We start from the raw sequence: 23,291 nt of genomic DNA on the forward strand, positions 1-23,291 counted from the left end.
CTACGGTCCGGGCCGGGTCCGGGCATCCGCCGGGACCACCGTGGATTCGATTGTGGTGCAGGGAGTTCGGTGGCGATGCAGATGAGTTCGAGTACCGCCGAGGGGGATTCGGCGTCGGGTCTGAGTGCGGCCAGGCTGGCGATCGCGTCGGCGCGCCGAGTGGTGGTGAAGATCGGTTCGTCCGCACTGACCAGTCTGAAGGGCGGGCTGGATACCGCGCGCCTCGATCGGCTCGCGGACGCAGTCGAGGCGCGGATGCGCGCGGGCTCCGATGTGGTCGTAGTGTCTTCGGGTGCCATCGGCGCGGGCATCGCGCCACTGGGGCTGAGCCGCCGTCCGCGCGACCTGGCCACCAAACAGGCCGCCGCGAGCGTCGGGCAGCTGGCGCTGGCCCACGCCTGGGGTACGTCGTTCGCCCGTTTCGGCCGAACCGTCGGCCAAGTGCTGTTGAGCGCTGACGACTTCGCCCGCCGCGAGCACCACCGCAACGCGCAGCGCACCCTCGACCGGCTCCGTTCCCTCGGTGCGGTCGCGGTCGTGAACGAAAACGACACTGTCGCAACGGAAGAGATCCGCTTCGGCGACAACGATCGGCTCGCCGCGCTGGTCGCCCACCTGGTCGGCGCGGACGCGCTCGTGCTGCTGTCCGACGTCGAGGGCCTCTACGACGGCGACCCGCGCAAGGGTGCGGCAACCCTCATTCCCGAGGTCCGCAGCAGCGCCGATCTGGACGGCGTGATCGCGGGCAGTGGCGGCGCGCTCGGCACCGGTGGCATGGCGTCCAAACTGTCCGCCGCACGGCTCGCCGCCGACGCGGGCGTGCCTGTCCTGCTGGCCGCTGCCTCCTCGGCCGCTACCGCACTGACCACCGGCACCGTCGGCACCGCCTTCGCCGCGCGCCCGGTTCGCCTGTCCGCCCGCAAGTTCTGGGTCCGGCACGCGGCCGACAGCCGCGGTGCGCTGCTCATCGACGACGGCGCGGTGCAGGCGGTGGCGGATCGGCGCCGGTCGCTGCTCGCCGCGGGTATCACCGGCGTGCGCGGCCGTTTCTACGGCGGCGACGTCGTCGACCTGGTGGCTCCCGACAATCGCATCGTCGCCCGCGGTGTCGTCGAATACGACAGCACCGAACTCGCGGGCATGCTCGGCCGCTCCACGACCGAACTCCCGGACACCATGCAGCGCCCGGTCATCCACGCCGACGACTTGGTCAAGGTGTAGTCGCACGGCTTCTTCGGTTCCGGCTTTCGCGGCCGTCGAGGCGAGGCTGTGGTGTCTCCTGTAGGCGCGCCGGGCGTGCACATTCTGCCCGGCTGATAACCAGGCAAGAACCCGAACGCGACAGTTGGACACCGCTATAGCGTTGACCGCGAACGTTCGTCGGGTTGGGTGACACGCCGCCGGGTTCCGGCAGCGGGCCGGGAGTCTGGGGCACTTTCGGCGGCGGTAGCTGCTGTCGAGAGTGTGGGGTCGTGTGCCGGAACCGGTTGAGCCCGTCGGCTGAGCGACGCGGAAAGTCGACGGCCGCAGCCAACGGTTTTCTTGACCTTTGGGTCAACAATATATAGAGTCCTTCGCATGGGCAGGCCTCGGAACTTCGAAACCGATACTGTCATCGAGCGCGCGATGGAGGAGTTCTGGAGCCACGGGTACGGCGGCACCTCTCCCGCGCAACTCGCCGAGGCTACCGGCGTCGGTAAGGGCAGCCTGTACCACACGTTCGGCAGTAAACGGCAACTGTTCGACCAGGCATTGGCCCGCTATGGACGGATGGGCGTGGAGCGCGCCGTGGGGCTGCTGTTCCAGCCGGGAAGCACCTGCGAACGTATCGGCGCGTACCTGCGTGAGACCGTGGATTCCGATGTCGCACAGCCGGTTCGGCGTGGCTGTATGGTCGTGAATACGTCCGCTGAGCTCGGTGGCCACGATGAGGAGATCACCCGAGTCCTGCGTGGCATCGAGGAGGGTATCGTCGCCGTGCTGGCCACCCGGATCGAACAGGGCCGACGCGACGGCGACGTCGGTCCCGACGTCGATGCGCGGGCCACGGCCGAGTTCCTGCTCAACACCAGCGCCGGCCTGCGCATCATGGCCAAGACCCACGACATCGAAGCGCTGTATCGCATCATCGACATCGCCCTGACCGCCCTCTGACCGATCCGCTACGTTGCGGCGGCTCTCGTATGCCCGTGTTTTTGACCTGCAGTTCTAGAAAGGAAGTCTCCATGGATCTCGAATTGACCGGCAAGACCGCCGTCGTCACCGGAGCGAGCCGCGGCATCGGCCTGGCCGTCGCCGAGACCTTGTCCGCCGCGGGCGTACGCGTGGTCGGCGCCGCCCGCACCATCACACCCGAACTCGAAAAGGCCGCCGTGGCTACTGTTTCGGTGGACTTGAGCTCGCAAGACGGCGCGACTGCGCTCGTGGATACCGCGCTCGAGGAGCTCGGCGGCATCGACATCCTGATCAACAACGTTGGTGGCGGCGACCCCGACCGACTGACGCTGGGCGGGTTTCTCGACAGTACCGACGATCAGTGGCGGCACTTCCTGGATGTCAACCTGTTCAGTGCCGTCTGGGCGACCCGCGCCGCCCTGCCCAGCCTGCTCGACCGTCGCGGCGCGATCGTGAACGTCTCCTCGATCAACGCACACCTGCCGTCCGTCGGGCCGGTCGGCTACAGCGAGGCCAAGGCGGCGCTTACCGCCTTCGGCAAGCGTCTCAGCGAAGAGTTCGGTCCGCAGGGAGTCCGCGTCAACACGATCTCACCCGGCGTGGTGGGCACCCGGATCTGGCGCGGCTCCGAATGGGTGGGCGCGAAGATCGCTGCTGCACAGGGCATCTCGCACGAGCAGTTGCTGGCGGCGCTGCCGGAGCAGTTCGGCATCGCCTCGCGCCGAATCTCCGAACCGGAAGAGGTCGCGTCCCTCGTGACGTTCCTGGTCTCGGGCAAGGCTGCCAACATCGTCGGAGCCGACCTCGTCATCGACGGCGGGACAATCAAGACGAGCTGATCTGGCACCCTGCATCAGGACATCGCCCGGGCCGGCGTGTTGACCACGACCGTTCGCCGGTCAGGATCGGTTCACCGTCGGGTCGCGCGGCGCGGATCGACTTCAGCGCGGCAAGGCTGTGGTCGCCGCCTTTGCGGCGGCGGGTGACGCCCCACAACTGGTCGTCACCGACGAAGCCGCACCGGCTGCCTGCATGGCCCTGCGCATACTGATCGCCGAACCCTTACCGCGGCGCACCATCTGTTGCAGCCCTGGACCTTCCGCGTCGGTCAACCGACGCGCTCGAACGAGCTCCGCCACAAACCACCCACACTCTCGACAGCACCTATCACCGTGGACAGTGAACCCACCTCTGACTGCCGGACTCCCATGGGCGTGTCACCCGATCCGGCGAACGTTCGTGGTCAACGCACTATCGGCCGTGCGGGCGGACATGCGCCACACCTTGGAGACGACCCGGATCTACAACATATTGCGGCGCAGCGGTTCGCCACGGTCGGGGAGTTTGCCGCACCGCCGGAGGCGTGTGCGGCGAATCGGCCGTCCCGGCACGGGTTTTCGTCGTTGATTGATAGCATGCGAATCGCCGCCGAGCTACTGTGCCGGCGGTAGGTTAAGGGGTGTTGATGGAAGTGCAGGACGTCCACCACTCGTATGGCAGGCGGTCGGTGCTGCGTGGCATCGACTTTGTGTTGCCTGCGGGGGCGCTGGTGGGCATCGTCGGTGAGAACGGGGTGGGCAAGTCGACGTTGTTGAAGGTCCTCTCCGGAGGACTGCGACCGGACCGGGGGGTGGTCCGGCACCGTGGGCGGTTCGGTTACTGCCCGCAGCAGGTGGTCCTGAACGACGCGTTCACGGTTCGTCAGCACCTGGACTTCTTCGCCGCGGCCTATGCGATCCCGGACTTGCTGCGGGCCGAGGAGACCATGGAGATCTTGCGTTTCTCCGAGTACGCCGGTGAGCGGGTCGCGGCGCTGAGTGGGGGCACGCGGCAGAAGCTGAACCTGACGTTGGCGGTGATGCACGATCCGCAGGTTCTGCTGCTCGATGAGCCGTACCAGGGTTTCGACTGGGAAACCTATCTGCGTTTCTGGGATCTGGTCGCGGAGTTCCGTGACACCGGCCGGTCGGTTCTGGTCGTCTCGCATCTGGCCCACGACACCGACAAGCTCGATGAGGTGTGGCGGTTGTACGACGGCGTCCTACACAGCAGACAGGAGATGGCCGGATGAGCGAGGGTGTGCGGCTGTTCGTGATCGCCACGCGCTACGGTCTCGTCGAGCATGCTCGTAACCGGTTCGCCATGGTGTTGGTGGCGGTCTTCGTCCCTATATTGATCACTCTGGTGCACGTGGCCATCATCGACGTCGAGGTACCGTTCCGGCTTCGAGACACCGGTCTCGTTCTGCGCGCCAACGGCAATCAGCTCGCTCAGATCAGCGGAGCCCTGATGGCGGTTTCACTGATCATCGGGTTCATGATGTTCGCGGCGACTTTCAGCAGTGGAGCATTCGACAGGCGTCTGTCGATGGCCGGGTATCCCCGAGTGGCGCTGGCTCTGGCGAAGATTGCCTGTCTGGTGGTGGCCTCGGTGGTGGTGTGCGTGTACGCCACCGCTGTCATCTGCTGTTACTGGTCGCCCCGGCAGCCTGTTCTGCTCGCTGCGGCGCTTTTCTGCGTGGCGATGACCTACGGGGCGCTGGGTGTCGCGCTCGGCGCGCTGCTGCGCCGGGAGGTGGAGGGGATGTTCGCCATCGCGATGATCAGCTGTTTCGACATGGCCGTGCAGAACCCCATCGCCAGCGTCGGGGCGGACAGCGGATTCGTGCGCTGGCTGCCCTCCTACGGGGCGATGCAGGCTTCGACCGCGGCCGGTTTCTCCGACACCACGCCATATGGGGGTTTCGCCGTGCAACTGGCCTGGTTCACCGCGAGCGCCCTCATCGGACTGGCCGCGTTCCATCTGCGCACCCGCTCGTCGCTTCGACCCACGAGATGGATCCGCATCCCCGGACCGGCGAGGTCCGGACAGCCGGCGAAGCGCTGAGGGTGTGTCCCGCGCGACCACCACGGTAGATCGCGCGGGACACACTCTGCGGGGGCTTACAGCGCGGAAGGAGCCGGTTCGTCCGCTGGGTAGTAGATCTCACGGCGCAAGCGTTCCAAGTCCGGCGCTGCGGAAGCGGAGGTTTGCTCGTACCGATCGCTCTCGCGCGCCCAGAGCCCCACGCTCGCCATGTTTCGGTATACCTCCGCGTAGTGCTTCCCCTGGCCCGACAGGCCGGGAAGCACGCGCAGGAGCGCGGGGAGGTAGCGGAGCAGCGCCTCGAGCTGGGCGCGTTGTTCTGCCACCTGGCGCTGCAGCTGCTCGATGGCTTCGCCGCGGGTGCAGCCGGTCTCGTGCCGGACCGCCCGGACAAGGTTGTAGGGGACTTGGTCTGCCTCGTCCTGCTCCAACCCCACCAGGTCGTTCTCCACGAAGGTCACCCAGAAGGCGAGTTCCTCGAGACGGCGGATCACGGGGTGGTTGCGCAGCTTCGGCGGCAGTTCCCGGTTCTGGTGCACCTCCATGCAGGCGAGGGCGGTTTCGATCCCACTGGTCGACATCCGCAGCGGCAGGTAGTCGGCTGTGGGCGGGATGTAGCCGTTGATGCGATGGTGGGCTTCGCGTTCACAGGCTTCGCACCACGCCTCGAGGCCGTCGAGGAACTGCTCCTGCCAGCGGGTGCTGCGGCCCTCGCGCAGCCGCGGCCACACACTCGCCCACGACGTCGGGATCGCGCCGGGCCGCCACGGTTTCTCCGGGTCCTGGCGCAGTGTTGCCACCATGCCACGCCTCAGCGCGGTCACGGTTGCCGGGTCGGTCAGCTGCGGATCCTCGAACAGGTCGTCCCACGCGAGGAGTAGCACGGCCATGCGGTAGGAGTTCTGTTCAACGTCCGCGTCCGCTGCTGGGGTCCAGTGTCGCGGGATCCGGATCGCTCCTGTCCACCGGTGGTAGTCGGCCTCGGCCGGCGTGAGGGCAAGGCCGGTGTCCAACAGCCAGCTTTTCAGCCATTGCGCGAGCTGCGGTGAGAGCGCGTCGCTGTGAGCCCTGGATGGCTGTGTCGAGGGCCGGTGGACCGCGGGGCCAGGAGTTCGTCGGTCGAGCATGGACCGGGTGTAGGCGGTGATCGCGTGGCGGGCGCGCGGGTCAGCGGCCAGAGCGGCGAGCTGACCGGCGGCCTGGTCCATGAATTCATCGGCCTTTGCTTGTGCTTCGTCCACGGCGCCGGAGGCGATGACGAGCTCGTGGGCATGCGCGGCTTGCTCACGAGTCATTGTTCTGCACAGCATGTTGGCAAGGTCCTGGTCGCGGGCAGCGGCGCGGATCACGGGAAGGGTGTAGATGCCCTCGGGCAGATCCGCGTTGACCGGTTTACCCGTTTCTTCGGCGGTCGAGGTCAGGTCGAGGATGTCGTCATACAGTTGGTAGGCCAGTCCGAACTGTCGACCGAACCCGGCCAACGCCTCTTCCTCAGCCTCGGAGCGGCCGGCCTGCATCGCACCCACCCGGCATGCCAGCGACAGCACCGCCGCGGTCTTGCCGTCGATCGCGTCCAAGTAGGACTGCTCGCTGCGGGAGGCCACATACTGGTCGGCGGCCTCGGTCACCATGCCCGCGCACATCTGCTCGCCCGCGATCGCCCCCGCGAGAACTTCTCGTTGGCCGAGTTCGGCCAGCATGCGCACGCTCGTGAGTATCACGGAGTCCCCACCCAATACGGCCATATGCGATCCCCACACCACGTTGGCACTGGGACGGCCGCGACGCTGGTAGGCGTGATCGACGACGTCGTCGTGGTAGAGCGAACCCAGATGCAGCAACTCCACGGCAGCGGCGGCGCGCACCGCCCGGTCGTCGGCCGGGACCGTGGGATCGGTGAGCAGGTAGTACGACAGCAACGTCAAGGTGGGGCGGACCAGGCGGCGAGAGGTGTCAGGCCCTTCGTCGGTAAGTGCGGCCAGTTCGGGCCTGCCCTCCAGCTGCACGGGGCCGAGGAGGTCACGGACGCGGTCGAGGTCCGCCTCCAGGTGCGGGAAGACAGCCGAATCGATTTCACGTGGCACGCGGGCACTCCTGACTGGTTACAGCGGTCATCTACAACGCCGCCGATCAATGGCAATTTGACACCACCATCACCCGGAAGATGTTGATATCAGCGAATTTCGGTGTTCGGTGGCACCCGGCACTCGACGTCAGTACGGGACGACGCCGGGCTGGTTGGTCGTGGGTACCTGCTCGGGGTGTTCCTGCACCGGGCCGGTGACGCCCGGTTGGCCGCCTGGATCGGGCAGTTGTACCGGAGGCCCGGGGGGGCCGGGAATCGGCGGTGCGGGCTGCGGGATCTGTGGTGCGGCTGGGGGAGTCGGAAGTGTCTGCTGCGTCGGGGGTGCGGGTTCGGGGGACGGCGTCTGTTGTGTTGGGGGTGCGGGTAACGGTGCCTGCTGAGTCGGCGGCCCGGGGAGCGTGGACGGTTCCTGCGGGTGTGAGGGCGCCTGCTGAGTCGGCGGAGCCTGTTGCGTTGACGGCGTCGGCTGCGAATCGGGCGTCTGCTGAGTCGGCGGTGCCGGAGTCTGCGCCGGTGCTTGGGATTCCGGCGCGGAGGGCGCGGGTTGTGGTGTGTTCGGCGTCGAGTGGTCGCCGTACGGGCGCACGTGGGCGGGCGTCGAATAGCCTGGCTCCGCGGGTGAAACGGCCTGTGGTGCGAACTGAGAGTTCGGAGCGGGCGCCTGCGGCGGCGTGGGCAGGGCGGGCACCGACGTGCCCGCCAGGGTGTAAGCGGGCTTGTAGACCATGTTCATCGCGAGCACGGCCTCCTGCCGCAGCGTTTCCTGGGCGGTCTGCGCGTTGATGACGTGCGCGGCCTCCAGGAGCTTCGCCACGGTGCCGATCGGTCCGGAGTTGCCGGGTGGCGCCACCGCGAGCTTCACTGCCTCCGCGGCCGCGGCGACGCCGCCGAGCCGGGCGCCGACCTGGCCCATGACCGCGGCCAGCTCGTCTACGGACGCGGCGAAGCTGCGTGCGCTGGCATACGCGGCATCGGCGGTGGCGCCCTTCCACTCCGTCGAGTTCAGCACGCGGTCCACACTGCCCCGGGTGAGCGGGAACGAGGTGGTGAGCGTCCCGGCCACCTCCAGCCAGATCGCCGAGGCGCGCAGCACCTGGGCGGCGTCGATCTCCTGTGCCTTCGCGTAGATCTCCTCGTGCCGCATCGACTCGAAGTGCTCCATCGCACTGATGTAGGCGGGGTCCGAGCCGGTCATCGGGGCAACCTCGATTCGAGGGCGCGCAGGGCGTCGGCGTTCGCTGCGTCGGCCTCCTCGAGCAGTCCGCCGCTGATCAGGAACGCCTCCTTCATTCGATAGGCGGCTTCGATGTAGTGATCGAGCAGTGCCGCGGCGTCGCGCGCCTTGTGACCGAAACCTGCCTGCAGCTGCCGAGCGGAGTCGAATCCGCCGAATCCACCCAGATCCGAGGCGGATTCGAGGCGCAGTTTGAGGTGGATCAGCCGATCGGCCTGCCGGTCGTATTGTTCGGCGCACTGTCGCGCCGCCGCTGGATCGAACTGGACGCTCCCTGCCTGCGCTGCTTCCTTGAATCGGGCGATATCGGCTCGGCTGGTCTCGATCGTCATCGCTCACCCCTGAGATCGGTCGGTCCGACTCAGACTAACCGGAAGCCGAGTGCCGGGTCAGCAATGGCCGGCCGGTGCAACGGGACGAGACAGCCTATGCCGGAACGCGTTTTTGCAGTTGTGCGGCGATCTGTTCAGACGAGGCGGGGGTGATGCGCACTTCGTCGCCCGCCTTGATCAGGTAGCGCCCATCATTCCGCACATCGATCCACGTGTAGTGGATCGGCGGCGGCGGAATCGGACGGTCCAGCCGCGGCTCGATCCGGATGTATCCCTCTGCGGTGTGCGGCGCGAGGAGCAGCCTGCGGATCCGCGGCCCGGCCGGTTGCCGCGCCCGCACGATCTCCTCGTCGCGGACCGCGTCTGCCGGCGCGACTCGGGCAGGCTGCGTGCCCGGTGGGGTTTTCGGAAGCAGCGCCGCGATCCGCGTCCCCAGTTTGCCGCTGTGTCCGATCGAAACACGAACGCGGCCACCGAAATCCGGCGTCGCGCCGGGCTGCTGCACCGCGAGCACAGCGCGATCGTAGATCGTCGCGGCCAGCAGTCGCAGTTCACTGCCCGGCTCGTGTGCGCCGCCGATCGCCACGATCCTGGTGTGCGGCTTCGCCAGAATGCGAAGGCAGGCAGACAGATCCGGGTCGGAGCCGAGCGGCATCCGCTCGGCGAGTACGATCCGCAGCTTCTCGGCCTGGTCTTCGGTCCGTGGTGTTTCCAGGATGCGCAGCGGATACGGGTGGCGATCCAGGCTGGTTTCGCGCCAGATGTGGGCGAACTCGTCCGGAGTGAAGGTCCAATCCACGGCCGAATCACATCCTCACCGAACCCGCCAATGCTGCTCGTAGCCTAGCGGTCCGCAGGGCGGATCAGCCCTGTCGCACATGGGGACCCAGGACTATGGGCTAACACGACAGCGGATTATCGGATATACAACAAACGACCCCCTCTGCCTTTGCTCGGCTCGATCGTGCCGGAGCGCTGTGCTCGCAACGGTATCGGGGTGATGGGAGTGCGGCGTGCAGGTTCTCGGATCGTGGAGCGATACCGCGGCGATATCCGCCTTTGGCGGCGGGAAGGCCCGAGGGCTGTACCGCTTGCATCGGGGTGGGTTCCGAGTTCCCGACTGGACCGTGCTCGGCACGGACGTCTGTGCCCGGTTCCTCGCCACATCCTCTGCGGCGGACGTGACCGACGTCACTTCCGCTACGGATCTCGACGCGGCGCTCACCGCGGCCGCGGCGATGCGCGCGGTGATCGGCGCGACGCCCCTTCCACCCGAGATTCGTGCCCTGATCGCCGAGGCATACGACCGGCTCGGCGGGGGATCGATCGCGGTGCGTTCCTCCGTGGCCGCCGAGGACGGCGCCGAACACTCTTACGCGGGCCAATTCGACACATTCTTGAACGTCCACGGTCTGGACGCGGTGCTCGACCGGGTGCGGGACTGCTGGGCCTCGGCCTTCTCCGAGCGGTCGGTCCGGTATGCCTTCGCCGACGGGAAGCCGAGGGCGGTCGCGACCGCCGTTGTGCTGCAACGGTTGATCGCGGCGCGGGCGAGCGGTGTCGCGTTCACCGCGAACCCGATCAGCGGTGCGTCCGACGAACTCGTGATCAGCGCGGTCTACGGGCTCGGCGAGGGACTTGTCTCCGGCGCGGTGGACGCCGACTCGGTGGTGGTCGACAAATCCTCCGGCGCGGTCCTGGAGACAGTGGTAGGGGACAAGGACCGGTGCTACGCGTCGGCGGACGGGCAGGGCCTCGTGCTCACCGAGGTCGACAGGTCACGGCGGGGCGAGCCGACGCTGTCCGAGGCCGAAATCGCCGAGGTGATGGCGCTGGGCCGCAGGGTGGAGGATGCCTTCGGCGCGCCCCAGGACATCGAGTGGGCGATCGACGAGGGCGGCCTGTGGTTGCTGCAATCCCGGCCGATCACCACCGTGGTCGTCGTGCCGGACGGTGCGATACTTCGCGGGGCCGGTGAGGACATCGCCGACGACGAGCAGCGAATCTGGGACAACTCCAACATCATCGAGAGTTTCAGCGGGGTAACCTCCCCGCTGACCTACACGACCGCCGCCGACATCTACGGTCGGGTGTACCACGGCTACGCGAAATCGCTGCGGGTGCCACGCGAGCAGCTGCGTCAAACCGAGGACTGGACTTCGGTGCTGCTGGGCTATTTTCACGGTCGCGTCTACTACAACCTGCTGCACTGGTACCGGATGGTGGGCATTGCTCCCGGCTACCCACTCAACCGCAAAGTGCTCGAGGCCGCGCTCGGGGTAGACGAGCCGCTCGCCGATGGCATCGCGAAGTCGTTGCGCCCATTCACTTTCCGCTCTCGGTTTGCCAAGGCGCGATCCCGTGCGGTCACCACCGCGACCTATCTGCGCAGACTGTTCGGCATCGACGTGATGGTCGAGCGGTTCATGACCGACTTCTACCGCGTCTACGACGAGTACGACACCCTGGACTACGCCGCGCTCTCCGGCGAGCAGGCGTATGCCGCCTACCGCAGGGTGGACCGGGAACTGGTCGAACGCTGGGGTCCGCTGATGGTGCTGGATGCGATCCTGCTGACCTGCACCGGATTGATGTACCTGCTGACCAGGCTATTCCTGCCGAAAGCGCCGGAGTGGTTCCGCTACGCCGTGGTCGGGCCGGGCGCCGACGTCGAATCGGCCGAACCGGCGCGTGCGATGCAAGCGATGGCCGAGCTGGTGCGCGCCGATCCGGACCTGACCATATTGGTGAATTCGACGAAGCCGGAACGGATTTACCCCGCGTTGGCCGCTCATCCGGAATTCCGTACACGGGTCGACGAGTACATCGACCGCTACGGCTACCGCAGCCTCGACGAACTCAAACTCGAAACACCTGATCTGCGCGAGGATCCGGCGAGCCTGTTCGTCATGCTGCGCAGCGCCCTTCCGGACGCACCGCTCGGACGCGGAGACGACGTCGAGGCGTACCTCGACGCGCACCTGGGTGGTATCCGCCGCCGGATCTATGAACGGTTGCGTAGCAAGGTTTCCCGCTGCGCCGCGCACCGCGAGCGGCTGCGGTTCTGCCGTACGAGAGCCTTCGGTATGGTCAAGAGGATGATCCGCGTGATGGGCAGGGACCTGGTCGAGCGCGGCGTGATCGACGAGTTCTCCGACGTGTTCCACCTGACCGTGCAGGAGCTGCGCGCCAGCTACGAGGGGGCCGAGACCAACGGTCTGCGCGGGCTGGTAGCGGCGCGGAAGGCGCAGCGCATCAAGGATTCCGGGCTGGCTGCCCCGGCGCGGTTCGTTACGGTCGGCTCGACCTTCGGTCGCGCGGAACTGGCGAGCCAGGGGTGGGTTCCGATCACCGACACCCCGGCGGCCGAAGCGGGAACGGTACTTACGGGCACGCCCTCGGGCGCGGGCGTCGCCGAGGGAACAGCCGTGGTGGTCGACGAGCCACGCGACGTCGCGGGCGGAATCCTGGTGGCCTACCGCACCGATCCCGGATGGGTGGCCGCACTCCCCTCGGCCGCGGCGTTGGTGATCGAGCGCGGCAGCCCACTCACTCATGTGGCTATTGTGGCGCGGGAACTGGGCGTTCCGACGGTGGTCCAGGTCAAGGACGTCACCAAAAAGATACGGACCAGCACGAAAATCCGGGTGGACGGCACCAATGGAACGGTTACTGTGCTGTCCGAAGGAGACCACCCCGATGCTCAGTGACAAAGACGTTGCGGCAGTACGACATTGGCTGGCTGAGCCAGCGAGAACCACCGGTATCCACCTGGCCGACGAGACAGACGGGTGGGAGTTCCGCAGCTACGCCGAACTTGCCGAGCAGACCTGGTCCATCGCCGAGCTGATGCGCGCGCGCGGAATGACCAGCGGTGACGGCGCCTGCGTGATCATGCCGACCGGCTTCCCCTGTGTTGCCGCGTTCTACGCCGTGTGGGCCTGTGGCGGTGTCTGCACGCCAGTCGCACCGCCGATGTTCGGTGACCTGGCCCAGATCGTCGCCCACATCGCGGCGATCCTGACCGCGGCGAGCCCCCGGCTGGTGGTGACCTCCCCGGAGTTCGAGCAGCTGGTGCGGCAGGCGGCCGAGGCGGCGGGGCGCACCGACGAACCGCTCGTGCTCGATGCGGCGACGCTGCCCGCGCCACCTGAGGCGCGCGAGTTCGGCGAACCCGGCGAGTGCGCGCTGCTCCAATTCACCTCCGGCTCTACCGGCGCGCCGCGCGGGGTGCGGGTCAGCTGGCACAACCTGGCGAACAACATCGCCATGATCTCGGCGCTGATCGACTGGCGGGACGGCGAGGCAGGGGTCTCCTGGTTGCCGCTCTACCACGACATGGGCTTGGTCGGCGCGTTCCTGACCTTCGTGACAAATCAAGCCGAGCTGTATCTGATGCGCCCCGATCAGTTCGTCCGTGATCCGGTGCGGTGGTTGCGCGCCATGGCGCATGCTCAACATTCGTCCTCGCCATCGTTCGCGCTCGGCTACGTCGCGCATCGGGTGGGCCGAGCGGAAATCGCCGACCTCGACTTGTCCGGCTGGCGCACCCTCGCCGTCGGGTCCGATCCGGTTGCAGTGGCCGATCTGCAGTCATTTGCGAATCTAGCTGGAAGTCAAGGCTTTTCGACGAACGCCTACACACTGGCCTACGGCCTTGCCGAGGCGACGCTGATGGTGACCTCGTCGGCACGCAACCGGCCGATCACCGCGCTGCGGATCGACAACCCGAGCCTGCGGTTCGGCGAGCCGGTGCGCATCCTCGACGAGGAGCTGCTCGACGACACCCACCGCGTCGAGGGTGCGGGTTGGATCACCGGGCTCGGCTATTCGACGCCCGAATCGACGGTGCGGGTTGTGGACGAGGAGGGGCGGGAGCTGCCCGAAGGGGTGCTCGGTGAGATGGTGGTGGTCGGTGATTCGGTGGCCCTCGGCTACTCCGATGATTCGGCCACCGCCTCGACCCGGATCGACGACGGCGCGCTCTACAGCGGGGACGCCGGATTCCTGCACCGCGGTGAGGTTTTCGTGCTCGGGCGGATGGGGTCGAGCCTCAAAGTGCGCGGACGCTCGGTCTTCATGGAGGACATCGAATCGCGGGTTGCCGCGGAAACCGGGATCACCAAGGGCAAGCTCGCGGCCGTCGCGATCACCGATCCCGGCTCGCAGGGCATCGTGCTGTTCGCGGAGTCCGGGCCTGGGGAGTGGATCGCGGGAGCGCGCGGAATCATTCGCGGCGAACTCGGGCCCGCGCAGACGGTGACCATCGTCACCGGACCGCGCGGCATCATCCGGCGTACCTCCAGCGGCAAGCCGCGCCGGAGGTATATGTGGCAGCAGTTCCGTGACGGCGAACTGGCGGGAGCGGCGGTGCACACGTCCGATGGCAGTGTGGCGGCTGGCACGGTGGACGCGCACTCCGGTGGCGTGGGCGAGGTGAACGCGTCGGGCGACGAGAACGCACCTGTTGTCGGTCCCGGCGTCGCGGACAGCACACCGAAACCGACGTTGCCCGCCGACCGAGTGGCCATGCTGCTCGACCACGCCATGGACAGCGTCGAGGTCCCGGCGAACTCGACCATCCTGTTCGAGGGCTCGCTCGCCGAGGGTTTCGGCAACGAGGGCTCCGACGTGGACTTTCTGGTCCTGGCGCCCGGCGACGAGGAACTGCCGACCTTGCCGACGGTGCTGTTCGTCGACGGCCGCCGTGTGGAGATCCGCACCAGCTCGGTGGCGCAGCTGTGCCGTCGGCTCGAGCTGGTAGCGCACGCCGCGACCCCCGGTGAACTCGACGAGGATGTGCTCAATCGCTGCCAACGGTTTTTGCGCGCCAGCGTGGTGCGCACTGCGCCGAATGCTCCGGACGTCACCGAGTTGCGTGCTCTGCTACCGCATCCCGTCTGCACGGGCATCATCGCGGACTGGTGGCGCCGTCGTGCGTTCCACGCCCTGCGCTACGCCGCCGCGTTGCGCACCCTGAAGGCCCGCGACGAGGCCATCGGCTGGGCACGCGACGGGCTGCTCCAGGCGATGAAGGGGTGGGCGGCCCGCCGCGGCGAAACCTATCTGGAAACCAAGTGGCTACCCCAGCAGCTGGACCGGATCGGCGGCGGCGACCTGATCGACCGTTACCGCGACCTGAGCGCCCCGGCGGCATGGGCGGGTGACGATGAGGCACGCACCGTCGGCGGCACCCCGCCCAGCGTCCTCGGCACCGCGACCGCCCTGTCCGAAGCCGGCGCCTGGGAACAGCTGCTGGAGCTGGCCGCGGACCTCGGCGTAGCGGAACCGGTCGACGATCCACAGCGAATCCTGTTCGCCAGGGTCCCCGGCGTCACCACCTGGACGATCGGCCCGCGCATCCACGTCTTGCGCGGCGACAGCGACGTCTTCGCGCTATCCGACAGCGGCGCCCGAGCATGGCGGTCGGTGGTGTTCGGCCACTCGCTTGCCGACGTGCTGGCGCGCGCGCATCGCGACATCTCCGTCGAGCTGGCCGAGTTCCTCCGGCTCGGACTGGTCGGATTGCAGTGGCGCGGGGGAGAGCGCATCACGCCGGCGCTCGCGATGTGCGCACCGCTGCGGCCCTATACCCCGGTGCCCTCGATGATCGCGCCCGTGCTCGGAGTGGCGGGCGCGGCTCGTGCGGACGCGGTCGCCACGCTCTCGCCGCTGCCCGCACGGCGCTTCACCGAATGCGCGCTGAATCTGGTGTGGTCGAATATCGTGCTGGAGAACGCGCGCGAGGATCTGGCGGGCGCGGTGAAGAACACCCAGAGCGCGGTCGCCGACATCGCGGCGCATCGGTTGGTCGCGATGGCGGTGCGGGTGCTGTTGTGCGCCTTCGGTTTCCATCCGCTGCCCGCCGACGTCGCTCCCGCCGCGACGCTGCGACGGATCCTGCCCTCGTGCGCCGCGCACCGGGACGACCTGCTTGCGGGGCTGGAATCCGTTCAGCGCGTGCACTTCTCGGAGATCATCGCCGCGGGCGGAGACGCCATGGCTGGTCTGGCGATGCTCGACGACTTCGTCACCCTGGTGCGTCGGGTTGCCGCGGGAACCGATCCGGCGACAGGTGCGGCCGATTTCCCCGCCTCGTTCGACTCGCGCGAGCAATGGCGGCGCACGCTGGCGATCGGGTACGACTGGCTGCGCATGGCGGGCTATCTCGACACCGATCTGCCCCTGGACGAGGCGCGCGACCTGCTGGCCTCGGGTGGGCAGCAACCCCATCTACGGGAAAGAGGCCGGACATGACCGACGCCGATACCGCAGTGGCCGAACGGGTACGCGGGCTGGTCCGCGCCATGGCGCCCGATCACGGGGCGCCCGCAGGCGACGACCGGCGGCTCGTGGAGGACCTCGGCTTCGATTCGCTGCGGCTGATGGAGCTGACCGTGGTGCTCGAGCGGGCCTTCGGCCTGCCGCGCTATCGCCCGGAGGAGCTGGTCGGTGTCCGCCGGGTGGGCGAGGTGATCGCCCTGGTCGGGCGCAGCGTGGCGGAAGGCTCGTCGTGACGGGCGGCGACACGGTGCTGGTCACCGGTGCCACCGGACTTGTCGGCGCCGAAGTGGTCGCCCGGCTCGCCGCCGCGAGCAGACCGGTCGCCGCGGTGCTGCACAGCAAGGCGCGCATCGTCCGTAACGACGGCACCGAGATCGGCGCGGGCACGTCGGTCGCGGGCGACATCCGCGCCCCCGGCTTCGGTCTGTCCGACCGCGACCGGGACGATCTCGCCGAGCGGGTGGGGACGATCGTGCACTGCGCGGCGACCACGGCGTTCGACGCTTCCGAAATCGAGTACGACGAACTCAACGTGCGTGGAGCGGCGAACGCGATCGCCCTCGCCCGGCAGTGGGACGTGCCGCTGGTGCACGTCAGTACCGCGTATGTGTGCGGCATGCGGGGCGGGCTCGTCGCGGAGGGCGAACTCGATCTGGGGCAGTCGTTCGGAAACAGCTATGAGCGCGCAAAGTTTCGGGCTGAGCAGTTGGTGCGCGCCGCGAGCGAACAAGGTGTGCGCTCGGCCGTCGTGCGACCCGGCATCGTGACCGGAGCGAGCGACACCGGCGTGATCCGCGAGTACAAGAACCTCTACACCGTCGTCAAACTCATGGTCGAGGGCAAGTTGCGCTCGCTGCCCGGCCGCTACGACGCGACCCTGTCGCTGGCGCCGGTCGACCACGTCGCAGACGTGGTGGCCGCGGCGGTCTTGGATTTCGACTCGGCACACGGGCGCACGCTGCACGCGCTCGGCCGCGACACGCTATCGCTGCGTGAGGTTTCGGATGTCCTGGCCGAGTACCCGTCATTCGAGGTCGCGACGTTCGTGCCGGCGGCGACTTTCCGCGAGGACGATCTCGGCGCGATCGAGCGCGAATACTACCGGCGGATCGGGTCGCTCTACACCAGCTACTTCCAGCGCCGCCTGATCTTCGACACCACACATGCCGAGGTGTTGATCGACAGGCCGTCCCCGCCGACCGGCAAGGAGTATCTGCGGTTGCTGCTCGACCACTGTCTGGAATCCGGCTACCTCGGTGTCCCGCTCCCGAGTATCGAGGAAGTGCTGGCGGGCAACGACCTCGGCGGAGCAGGCCGGTGAACGCTCCGCTGCGCGAGCTGCTCGCCGCGCTGACACCGCAGCCGGAGAAGGTGGACGCCTACCTGGGCGACACCTACCTGCAGGAGACCGTCGATCAGCTCGATCGTCTCGGCATCGATGCGGGGAAGTTCGCCAGGGAGCACTCCCTGTTGCTGCTCAAGCCGGACGCGGTCGTCGCAAGGGCGGTCGAGCCCACCCTGGAGTGGCTGGGGGACAACGGGTTCCGGGTCGTGGCGGCCCGCCGCGTCCCGGTGGACCGGCACCTGGCCCGCGCATTGTGGTACTTCGGCTGGAACATCGCCTCGCCCGAGCGCAGGCGCCTGGCCGATCTGCTCGTTCGCATCGCGGACGTGCTGGTGCTGGTGGTGCGGGGTGCGGACGGCGACCTGCCGATCCCGGTCCGGCTCACCGAGGCGAAGGGCCCGACCGACCCACGCAAGCGCACGCCGGGCGAACTGCGTTACCTGCTCGGCCGCCACAGCTACCTGCTGAACCTGGTGCACTCGCCCGACGATCCCGCCGACGTGCTGCGGGAACTCTCCATCTACCTCGACGAGCGAAACAGGGCGACGGTGCTCGCGCAGATCACGACCGGCGCCGACCGTGCGTCCGACGCCGTCACGATCGCCCGAGACCTTTACGCACACACACCCGCCCGCAGTTTCGACCGCGCCGACGCACTGGAGCGCATCCTGCGTGATCTCGAGCGGGCCGGGGTATCGGTCCCGGCCGAGTTCGATCCGGCGGCGGACGCGGACTGCGCGCGCCTGCTGGACGCCGCGTGGGCCGAGGGTCGAGAGCTCGACCCGTGGTCGGTGATCGTGCTCGGGTCCTACGTACTTCCCATGCGGACCGGTACGCAGCCGCAGACGCTGCGGCCGGTGTCGACGCAAGAATGGTTGGAGGCACGACTGTGAATGTCCAAACGGTGAAGACAGCAACCCACCTCCGCACGATCTCCCGAGAGCTAGCGCACCGATGCGCGGTGTCGGAGGTGTTCATCACCTCGCTGGACGCCCTCGGCGAGGACGAATTCGTAGTCGGCGCTCAACTTCCCAGAATGCACGCCTATCACGGTGACCACGCCGGACGGCTGGGCCTGCGTTACGACCCACTGCTGGTCATGGAGGCGGCTCGGCAAGGCGCCATCGCACTCACCCATGAGTTCTACGGCGTGCCGCCGGAAATGGCCTTCATCGTACGAACTTTCAACGGCACCGGCGCTGACACGGCTGCGTGGGAGATCGCCACGACGCCAGCGGATCTGGTGATGAAGGTCCGGGTGCCCCGCCGCCACCACAGCGGTGACACGTTGATCGGACTGGACATGGTGCTCGAAATCGATGCCGGCGCCGAGCCGATGATGACGGTCGACGGATCGTTCTCCTGGACGACGCCGCAGCACTGGTCGGCACTGCGCTCCACGTTTCGCGACAGCCTCGGCCTCGACCCGTTCGTCGGGGCCGCCGTGCACACCGAACGCGCCGATTGCGCCGCGGTGGGCAGGGAGAACTGGCGCAACGTGGTGATCGGCCCGCCAGACCTGGACGGCGCGGTCGCTCGCGCGGCGCTGGCGCCGGACCTCAACCACCCCTTCCTGTTCGACCACCAGCTCGATCACGTGCCGGGTAGCTTGCTGATCGAGGCGTGCAGGCAGACCGCGCTGGCCATGCTGATCCCGCAGCTGCCGCGGCTCGAATGTGTCGGCAGCATGTTCGAGCGGTTCGTCGAGTTGGACCGTCCCGCCGAATGCGTCGCCGAGATCACCGGCAGCCAGGCCGATCGGACCGTGGTGCACTGCGAGATCCGTCAGTGCGGCGCGGTCGCCGCCGCGGTCGACCTCGAGTTCGCCGAGGACGACCTGGTCACGGAGCGGGACGGCGGGGACCTGAACCTGGACGGCATCTGATGGGCGTCGAACTGCTCACCACCACCCGGGCCTTCCGCCGCAGGCTGGACCTGACTCGCCCGGTGGCCCGTCAGGATGTGCTGGACTGTGTGCGGATCGCGGTCCACGCGCCGAGCGGAAGCAATCGCCAGCCGTGGCGCTTCCTGGTGGTGCAGGACTTCGAGACGAAGCAGCGGATCGCCGAGTATTACCGAAAAGCGTTCGCCGCCAACATTTCCAGCCGCGCCCCGCGTCCCGACCAACTCGACGACCTGTCCTCCGCCCGCCACTTGGCCGAGCATCTGCACGAGGTGCCCGCGCTGGTGCTGGTCTGCTCGATAGGTCGCCCGCCTGAACCCGCCTCGCCGCTGCGGCTGGCGAGTTTCTACGGCTCGATCTATCCGGCGGTGTGGAACTTCATGCTCGCGCTGCATGAGCGAGGGCTCGGCTCCTGCCTCACCACCGCGCATCTGTTCTACGAGCGCGAGATCGCCGAACTGCTCGGCATCCCGTTCGACGAGGTGGCACAGGTGGCGCTGATCCCGGTGGCGCATCTGCGGCCCGGGCCGTCCGCGGCCGGTCGACGCGCCCCCGCCACCGAGGTGACCATGTGGGACCGGTGGGGCACGGCGTGAGCGTCAGGCCTGGAGACGGTAGTTTGCGTAGCCACGGAGGGCCCGCGCATGCCGAGGGGGACACGGCATGAGCGTCAGGCCCGGAGGCGGTAGTTTGCGTAACCATGTAGGGCCCGGGAATGCCGAAGAGGATACGGCATGAGCGTCAGGCCCGGAGGCGGTAGTTTGCGTAACCATGTAGGGCCCGGGAATGCCGAAGAGGATACGGCATGAGCGTCAGGCCCGGAGGCGGCAGTTTGCGTAACCATGTAGGGCCCGGGAATGCCGAAGAGGATACGGCATGAGCGTCAGGCCCGGAGGCGGTAGTTTGCGTAACCATGTAGGGCCCGGGAATGCCGAAGAGGATACGGCATGAGCGTGCTCGCCTCCGCCACGCGGATCGCCCGCTTCACCGCGGTGATGTACAAGCCGCACTATCTGCTCTACGGCATCCTCTGGGTGCTCGCGCTGGAGGGCACCGCCGCGCTGGTGACCGGCCTGGACTGGCATCCGACCGGCGCCATCGTCGTCCGCATCGTGGTCGTCGCGTTCGTGCTGTTGTATCTCCGCATGGTCGACGAGCAGAAGGATCTCGAATACGACCGTGTGCACAATCCCGATCGTCCCTTGGTCACCGGCGCGGTGAGCGCCGCCGACCTGCGTATTGCCATGGGCCTCATCGCGGTCGGCGCCGGCGCCGCGAGTCTCGCGCTCTCGGTCGGATCGGCCGTAATGATCGTTACGGCGTTGGTTTACGGGCTTGCACTGTGGGGCATGGAGCGCCTTTTCGAGACGATTCGTACGAACATTCTGGTCAACCTCGTCGTCACCTATCCGGTGCAGCTGCTGGTCACCGCGTATGTCGTCGTTTCGGCGATCGACACCGGCGCCGTCGGCGCGCGGTGGCAGGCGGCGGCTGTCGCCGTCGTCTTCGCGGGGGCTTTTCTCCAGTTCGAGTTCGCGAGGAAGACGATGCGGGCCGGGCGTTCGGACGCGATGCTGTACTCGAATGTTGTGGGCGCCAGGGGTAGTGCGGCCGCCGCGCTGCTGTGCGCCGCGGTGGCGGTGGCGGGCGACCTCGCGCTGGTCCGACCGTGGGAATGTCCCGGGCCCGGGGTGTTGATCGCCTGGATTGCGTTGCCGCTGCTGCTGATTCCCGCCTTCGGTTTTTGGCGGTTCGTTGCTGGGGATCGGCCGGATCATCCGGTGCTTCCCGCGGTCGTGTTCATTCTCGCGCTCTATCTCGTCCTCATCGCACAGGCTCTGGTCCTTTCCTGAACGGCGCGGGGTTTCGGTGGTGTCGCGCTCGACCGTTCCGCCCGATTCTGGTGAAATTACCTCTGAGGGATTGGGACTCGAGGATGGTCCGAGCTCCGGACGCGGGCACGCCAGAGTTGCCGAGGAAAGGGTTGCGGTGCACACCACGATGCGGCGGATCAGCGGAGGCGGTGGCCTGCTGGTGATCGCGGTCGGACTCGTCCTCACCGGAGCCGGGCCCGCCTCCGCCGAACCGGCGGGCTGTTTCGTCGACCGCGGGGTCACCGACGCCGCCGCGCTCTGTCATAGCGGTGAGGGGTCTTCGGTGCTCGAGGCCGAGTGCCTCGGCTTCTTCGTCCCGCCTGCGCAGTCCGAACCGGTGTTCGGCTACTACAGCGGATTCGAGTCGCAGCAGACGCCGGTCGGCAGGGCGATGCGCGTCACCTGCGTTTCCGACAATACGGTGGGTATCGCGACCGCCGCGTACGTCATGCCTGCCGCGCCTCGAGCCGTGCGGCAGGAACGGAACAATGACGGGCGCTAGCTCGGCCGCGCCTCGAGCACGTTGTCGGGCGACAGGGTCGGCACGAGCCTGGTCAGCGTGAACCCGTGGCGGGCGAGGAACTCGCGGTACTCGGCCTCGGTTCGCTCTCGCCCGCCGGCGTTGACCAGCATCTCCAGGTCGATGTACTTGCTCGGGTGTGGACCGGTGTGTTCGGGAATGACCAACTCGATGATCAGCAACCGCGTGTCGGGCGTCATCGCCGCCCGCACCGCGCTCAGGATGCGTCCCGCCTCCGGCTCGGCCCAGTCGTGCACGATGTGTTTGAGGATGTAGGCGTCGCCGCCCTTCGGGACGGTGTCGAAGAACGATCCGCTCTCGACGGAGCAGCGGTCGGCCAAACCGAGTTCGGCGAGCCGGGCGGGTGCGGACTCCACCACCTCGGGCAGGTCGAACAGGATCCCGCGCGAGCGTGGTGCGCGGCGCAGGATTTCGGTGAGCAGGGTTCCTTCTCCGCCGCCCACGTCGACGATGGTCTCGTAGCGGCCGAAATCGTAGGCCGCGAACAGCGGTTCCATTGCCAGGGTGCTGATGCTCGTCATCGCGCGGTCGAACAGCTCGCCGAGTTCGCGATCGCTCTGCACGTAGTCGAAGAACGGCATCCCGTCCAGCTCTTCGCCGACCGGTTTGCCGGTGCGGACGGCATCGACCAGGTGCGACCAGTGATTGCGATGGCCGGGCGAGCCGAAGAACAGCACCGCGTCGCGCAGCGACACGTCGGCGTCGCGGCGCAGCGCCCGCGCCATCGGCGTCAGTGCGTACCTGCCGTCCCGGCGCTGGCTGAAGATGCCATGGCTGATCAGCAGTCGCAGCAGCCGCCGCAACGCGTCCTCGTCGGCGCCGACCGCGGCGGCCAGCTCCGCACTCGACTGTGGCCCCGCCGCGAGCCTGTCGGCTATCCCGAGCGCAGCCGCGGCATGGATCGCCTGGGTGATCCACCCGGCGGCGATCAGCTCCATCAGTGCGATATGTCCCGGCACCAGCTTGCGGAACGCCACCGCCAGCCCCGTGCGGACCGATTCGACAGCACGCACCAGCGGCCGCGGTGGGTTTTTCGGTGGGTCGGACGCCATGGTGACTCGTTCCGTCGAAGGTCGGCACTCTGCGCTTGTCTAGGAGGGTACGTCGCGGTGGGTCCGTTCGGGCGCACATACGGGAATGCGCGCTCTGACCTGCGGCCCCGGATCGGGCGATCGAGTATCGACGAGTCCCCGGGCCGACCCCCGGGGCAGGCCCCGGGTTCGTTTTCGCATTCTTCGCGCAGCCCTGAAGCCGAGTGTGATCGGTAGCGACCGTTCAGGTTTCAAGGGCCCGCGTTGCGAACGAGACGACAGTGGATCTACCGATCTCCCGACTGGTATCGCCTCGGAAAGACGCAACCTCGGTGATTTGTCTGCTCACCGATGTGGCCGGAAGATGAGTGCCCGTGTCGCAATGGGGGCAGGAGAAGCCGTCGAGGCCTGACATCCGGATGTCCATCAGTTCCGGTGCGGTAGCTCGCACTGTGTCGATTGCTTGCACTGACCGATGGCGACACCGGGACACCCTCGACCACCTACACCCGGCGGAGAAGATACCCGGCCGCCGCTGTTTTCATCCCGATGATCCGGTCGGCAAGCGCCTCGAGTTCCTCAAAGGAGGATCCGGTCGTGTCGACCGATGTCGGCATCGAC

The 23,291-nt window shown here is 67.8% G+C and carries 19 protein-coding genes; 14 read left to right on the forward strand and 5 right to left on the reverse strand.

Annotated elements, in window-relative coordinates; all coding sequences use genetic code 11:
* Positions 1-120: 120 nt before the first annotated feature.
* From proB to AB4Z47_RS20150, 5 genes are all read left to right on the forward strand, one after another.
* Complete coding sequence (proB, locus tag AB4Z47_RS20130; protein ID WP_441952888.1) at positions 121-1,221, forward strand: glutamate 5-kinase; 1,101 nt, start codon at positions 121-123, stop codon at positions 1,219-1,221.
* A 357-nt stretch (positions 1,222-1,578) separates the two neighbouring features.
* Positions 1,579-2,154: a TetR/AcrR family transcriptional regulator gene (locus AB4Z47_RS20135; protein ID WP_441952839.1), complete on the forward strand. Its 576-nt coding sequence runs from the start codon at positions 1,579-1,581 to the stop codon at positions 2,152-2,154.
* A gap of 71 nt (positions 2,155-2,225) precedes the next feature.
* A complete protein-coding gene (locus tag AB4Z47_RS20140) occupies positions 2,226-3,014 on the forward strand; it encodes an oxidoreductase (protein ID WP_441952841.1) in 789 nt (262 codons plus the stop codon).
* Positions 3,015-3,640: 626 nt separating this feature from the next.
* Positions 3,641-4,246, forward strand: a complete 606-nt coding sequence (locus AB4Z47_RS20145) for an ABC transporter ATP-binding protein (RefSeq protein ID WP_441952843.1) — start codon at positions 3,641-3,643, stop codon at positions 4,244-4,246.
* Positions 4,243-5,061 (forward strand): ABC transporter permease, encoded by an 819-nt coding sequence (locus AB4Z47_RS20150; protein ID WP_441952845.1) that lies wholly within the window; start codon positions 4,243-4,245, stop codon positions 5,059-5,061. Before AB4Z47_RS20145 ends, AB4Z47_RS20150 begins: the two co-directional genes overlap by 4 nt.
* Positions 5,062-5,117: 56 nt before the next feature.
* Here the strand turns inward: AB4Z47_RS20150 and AB4Z47_RS20155 are convergent, their stop codons facing one another.
* From AB4Z47_RS20155 to AB4Z47_RS20170, 4 genes are all read right to left on the reverse strand, one after another.
* Positions 5,118-7,124: a polyprenyl synthetase family protein gene (locus AB4Z47_RS20155; protein ID WP_441952847.1), complete on the reverse strand. Its 2,007-nt coding sequence runs from the start codon at positions 7,122-7,124 to the stop codon at positions 5,118-5,120.
* Between the two features lie 129 nt (positions 7,125-7,253).
* Entirely contained in the window at positions 7,254-8,321 is a 1,068-nt protein-coding gene (locus AB4Z47_RS20160) for a hypothetical protein (protein WP_441952849.1), read from the reverse strand.
* Positions 8,318-8,692, reverse strand: coding sequence for a hypothetical protein (locus AB4Z47_RS20165; protein ID WP_441952851.1), 375 nt, complete (start codon positions 8,690-8,692; stop codon positions 8,318-8,320). Before AB4Z47_RS20165 ends, AB4Z47_RS20160 begins: the two co-directional genes overlap by 4 nt.
* Before the next feature lie 94 nt (positions 8,693-8,786).
* Positions 8,787-9,491 carry an ESX secretion-associated protein EspG gene (locus AB4Z47_RS20170; protein WP_441952852.1) on the reverse strand — a complete coding sequence of 235 codons (705 nt, stop codon included), beginning with the start codon at positions 9,489-9,491 and terminating at the stop codon, positions 8,787-8,789.
* Positions 9,492-9,705: 214 nt separating this feature from the next.
* Between AB4Z47_RS20170 and AB4Z47_RS20175 the strand changes: the two genes are divergently transcribed.
* The 9 genes from AB4Z47_RS20175 to AB4Z47_RS20215 all read left to right on the forward strand — a co-directional run bounded on the left by AB4Z47_RS20175 (position 9,706) and on the right by AB4Z47_RS20215 (position 21,600).
* Positions 9,706-12,402 (forward strand): phosphoenolpyruvate synthase, encoded by a 2,697-nt coding sequence (locus tag AB4Z47_RS20175; RefSeq protein WP_441952853.1) that lies wholly within the window; start codon positions 9,706-9,708, stop codon positions 12,400-12,402.
* Entirely contained in the window at positions 12,392-15,949 is a 3,558-nt protein-coding gene (locus tag AB4Z47_RS20180) for an AMP-binding protein (RefSeq protein WP_441952854.1), read from the forward strand. Before AB4Z47_RS20175 ends, AB4Z47_RS20180 begins: the two co-directional genes overlap by 11 nt.
* The gene (locus AB4Z47_RS20185; RefSeq protein WP_441952855.1) at positions 15,946-16,209 is read left to right on the forward strand and encodes an acyl carrier protein; all 264 of its coding nucleotides are present in this window, start codon (positions 15,946-15,948) and stop codon (positions 16,207-16,209) included. The genes AB4Z47_RS20180 and AB4Z47_RS20185 overlap by 4 nt, the downstream gene beginning before the upstream one ends.
* Positions 16,206-17,297: an SDR family oxidoreductase gene (locus tag AB4Z47_RS20190; protein WP_441952856.1), complete on the forward strand. Its 1,092-nt coding sequence runs from the start codon at positions 16,206-16,208 to the stop codon at positions 17,295-17,297. Before AB4Z47_RS20185 ends, AB4Z47_RS20190 begins: the two co-directional genes overlap by 4 nt.
* Positions 17,294-18,214, forward strand: coding sequence for a nucleoside-diphosphate kinase (locus AB4Z47_RS20195; protein WP_441952857.1), 921 nt, complete (start codon positions 17,294-17,296; stop codon positions 18,212-18,214). The genes AB4Z47_RS20190 and AB4Z47_RS20195 overlap by 4 nt, the downstream gene beginning before the upstream one ends.
* Before the next feature lie 11 nt (positions 18,215-18,225).
* Positions 18,226-19,206: a ScbA/BarX family gamma-butyrolactone biosynthesis protein gene (locus AB4Z47_RS20200; RefSeq protein ID WP_441952858.1), complete on the forward strand. Its 981-nt coding sequence runs from the start codon at positions 18,226-18,228 to the stop codon at positions 19,204-19,206.
* A complete protein-coding gene (locus AB4Z47_RS20205) occupies positions 19,206-19,820 on the forward strand; it encodes a nitroreductase family protein (RefSeq protein ID WP_441952859.1) in 615 nt (204 codons plus the stop codon). Before AB4Z47_RS20200 ends, AB4Z47_RS20205 begins: the two co-directional genes overlap by 1 nt.
* Positions 19,821-20,171: 351 nt before the next feature.
* The gene (locus tag AB4Z47_RS20210) at positions 20,172-21,077 is read left to right on the forward strand and encodes a hypothetical protein (protein ID WP_441952860.1); all 906 of its coding nucleotides are present in this window, start codon (positions 20,172-20,174) and stop codon (positions 21,075-21,077) included.
* A gap of 136 nt (positions 21,078-21,213) precedes the next feature.
* A complete protein-coding gene (locus tag AB4Z47_RS20215) occupies positions 21,214-21,600 on the forward strand; it encodes a hypothetical protein (RefSeq protein WP_441952861.1) in 387 nt (128 codons plus the stop codon).
* Here the strand turns inward: AB4Z47_RS20215 and AB4Z47_RS20220 are convergent.
* Complete coding sequence (locus tag AB4Z47_RS20220; RefSeq protein ID WP_441952862.1) at positions 21,597-22,691, reverse strand: methyltransferase; 1,095 nt, start codon at positions 22,689-22,691, stop codon at positions 21,597-21,599. The two genes, AB4Z47_RS20215 and AB4Z47_RS20220, sit on opposite strands and share 4 nt — an antisense overlap.
* Between the last annotated feature and the right edge of the window lie 600 nt (positions 22,692-23,291).

This window comes from Nocardia sp. 2TAF39 (genome assembly GCF_052114905.1).
Lineage (GTDB): Bacteria > Actinomycetota > Actinomycetes > Mycobacteriales > Mycobacteriaceae > Nocardia.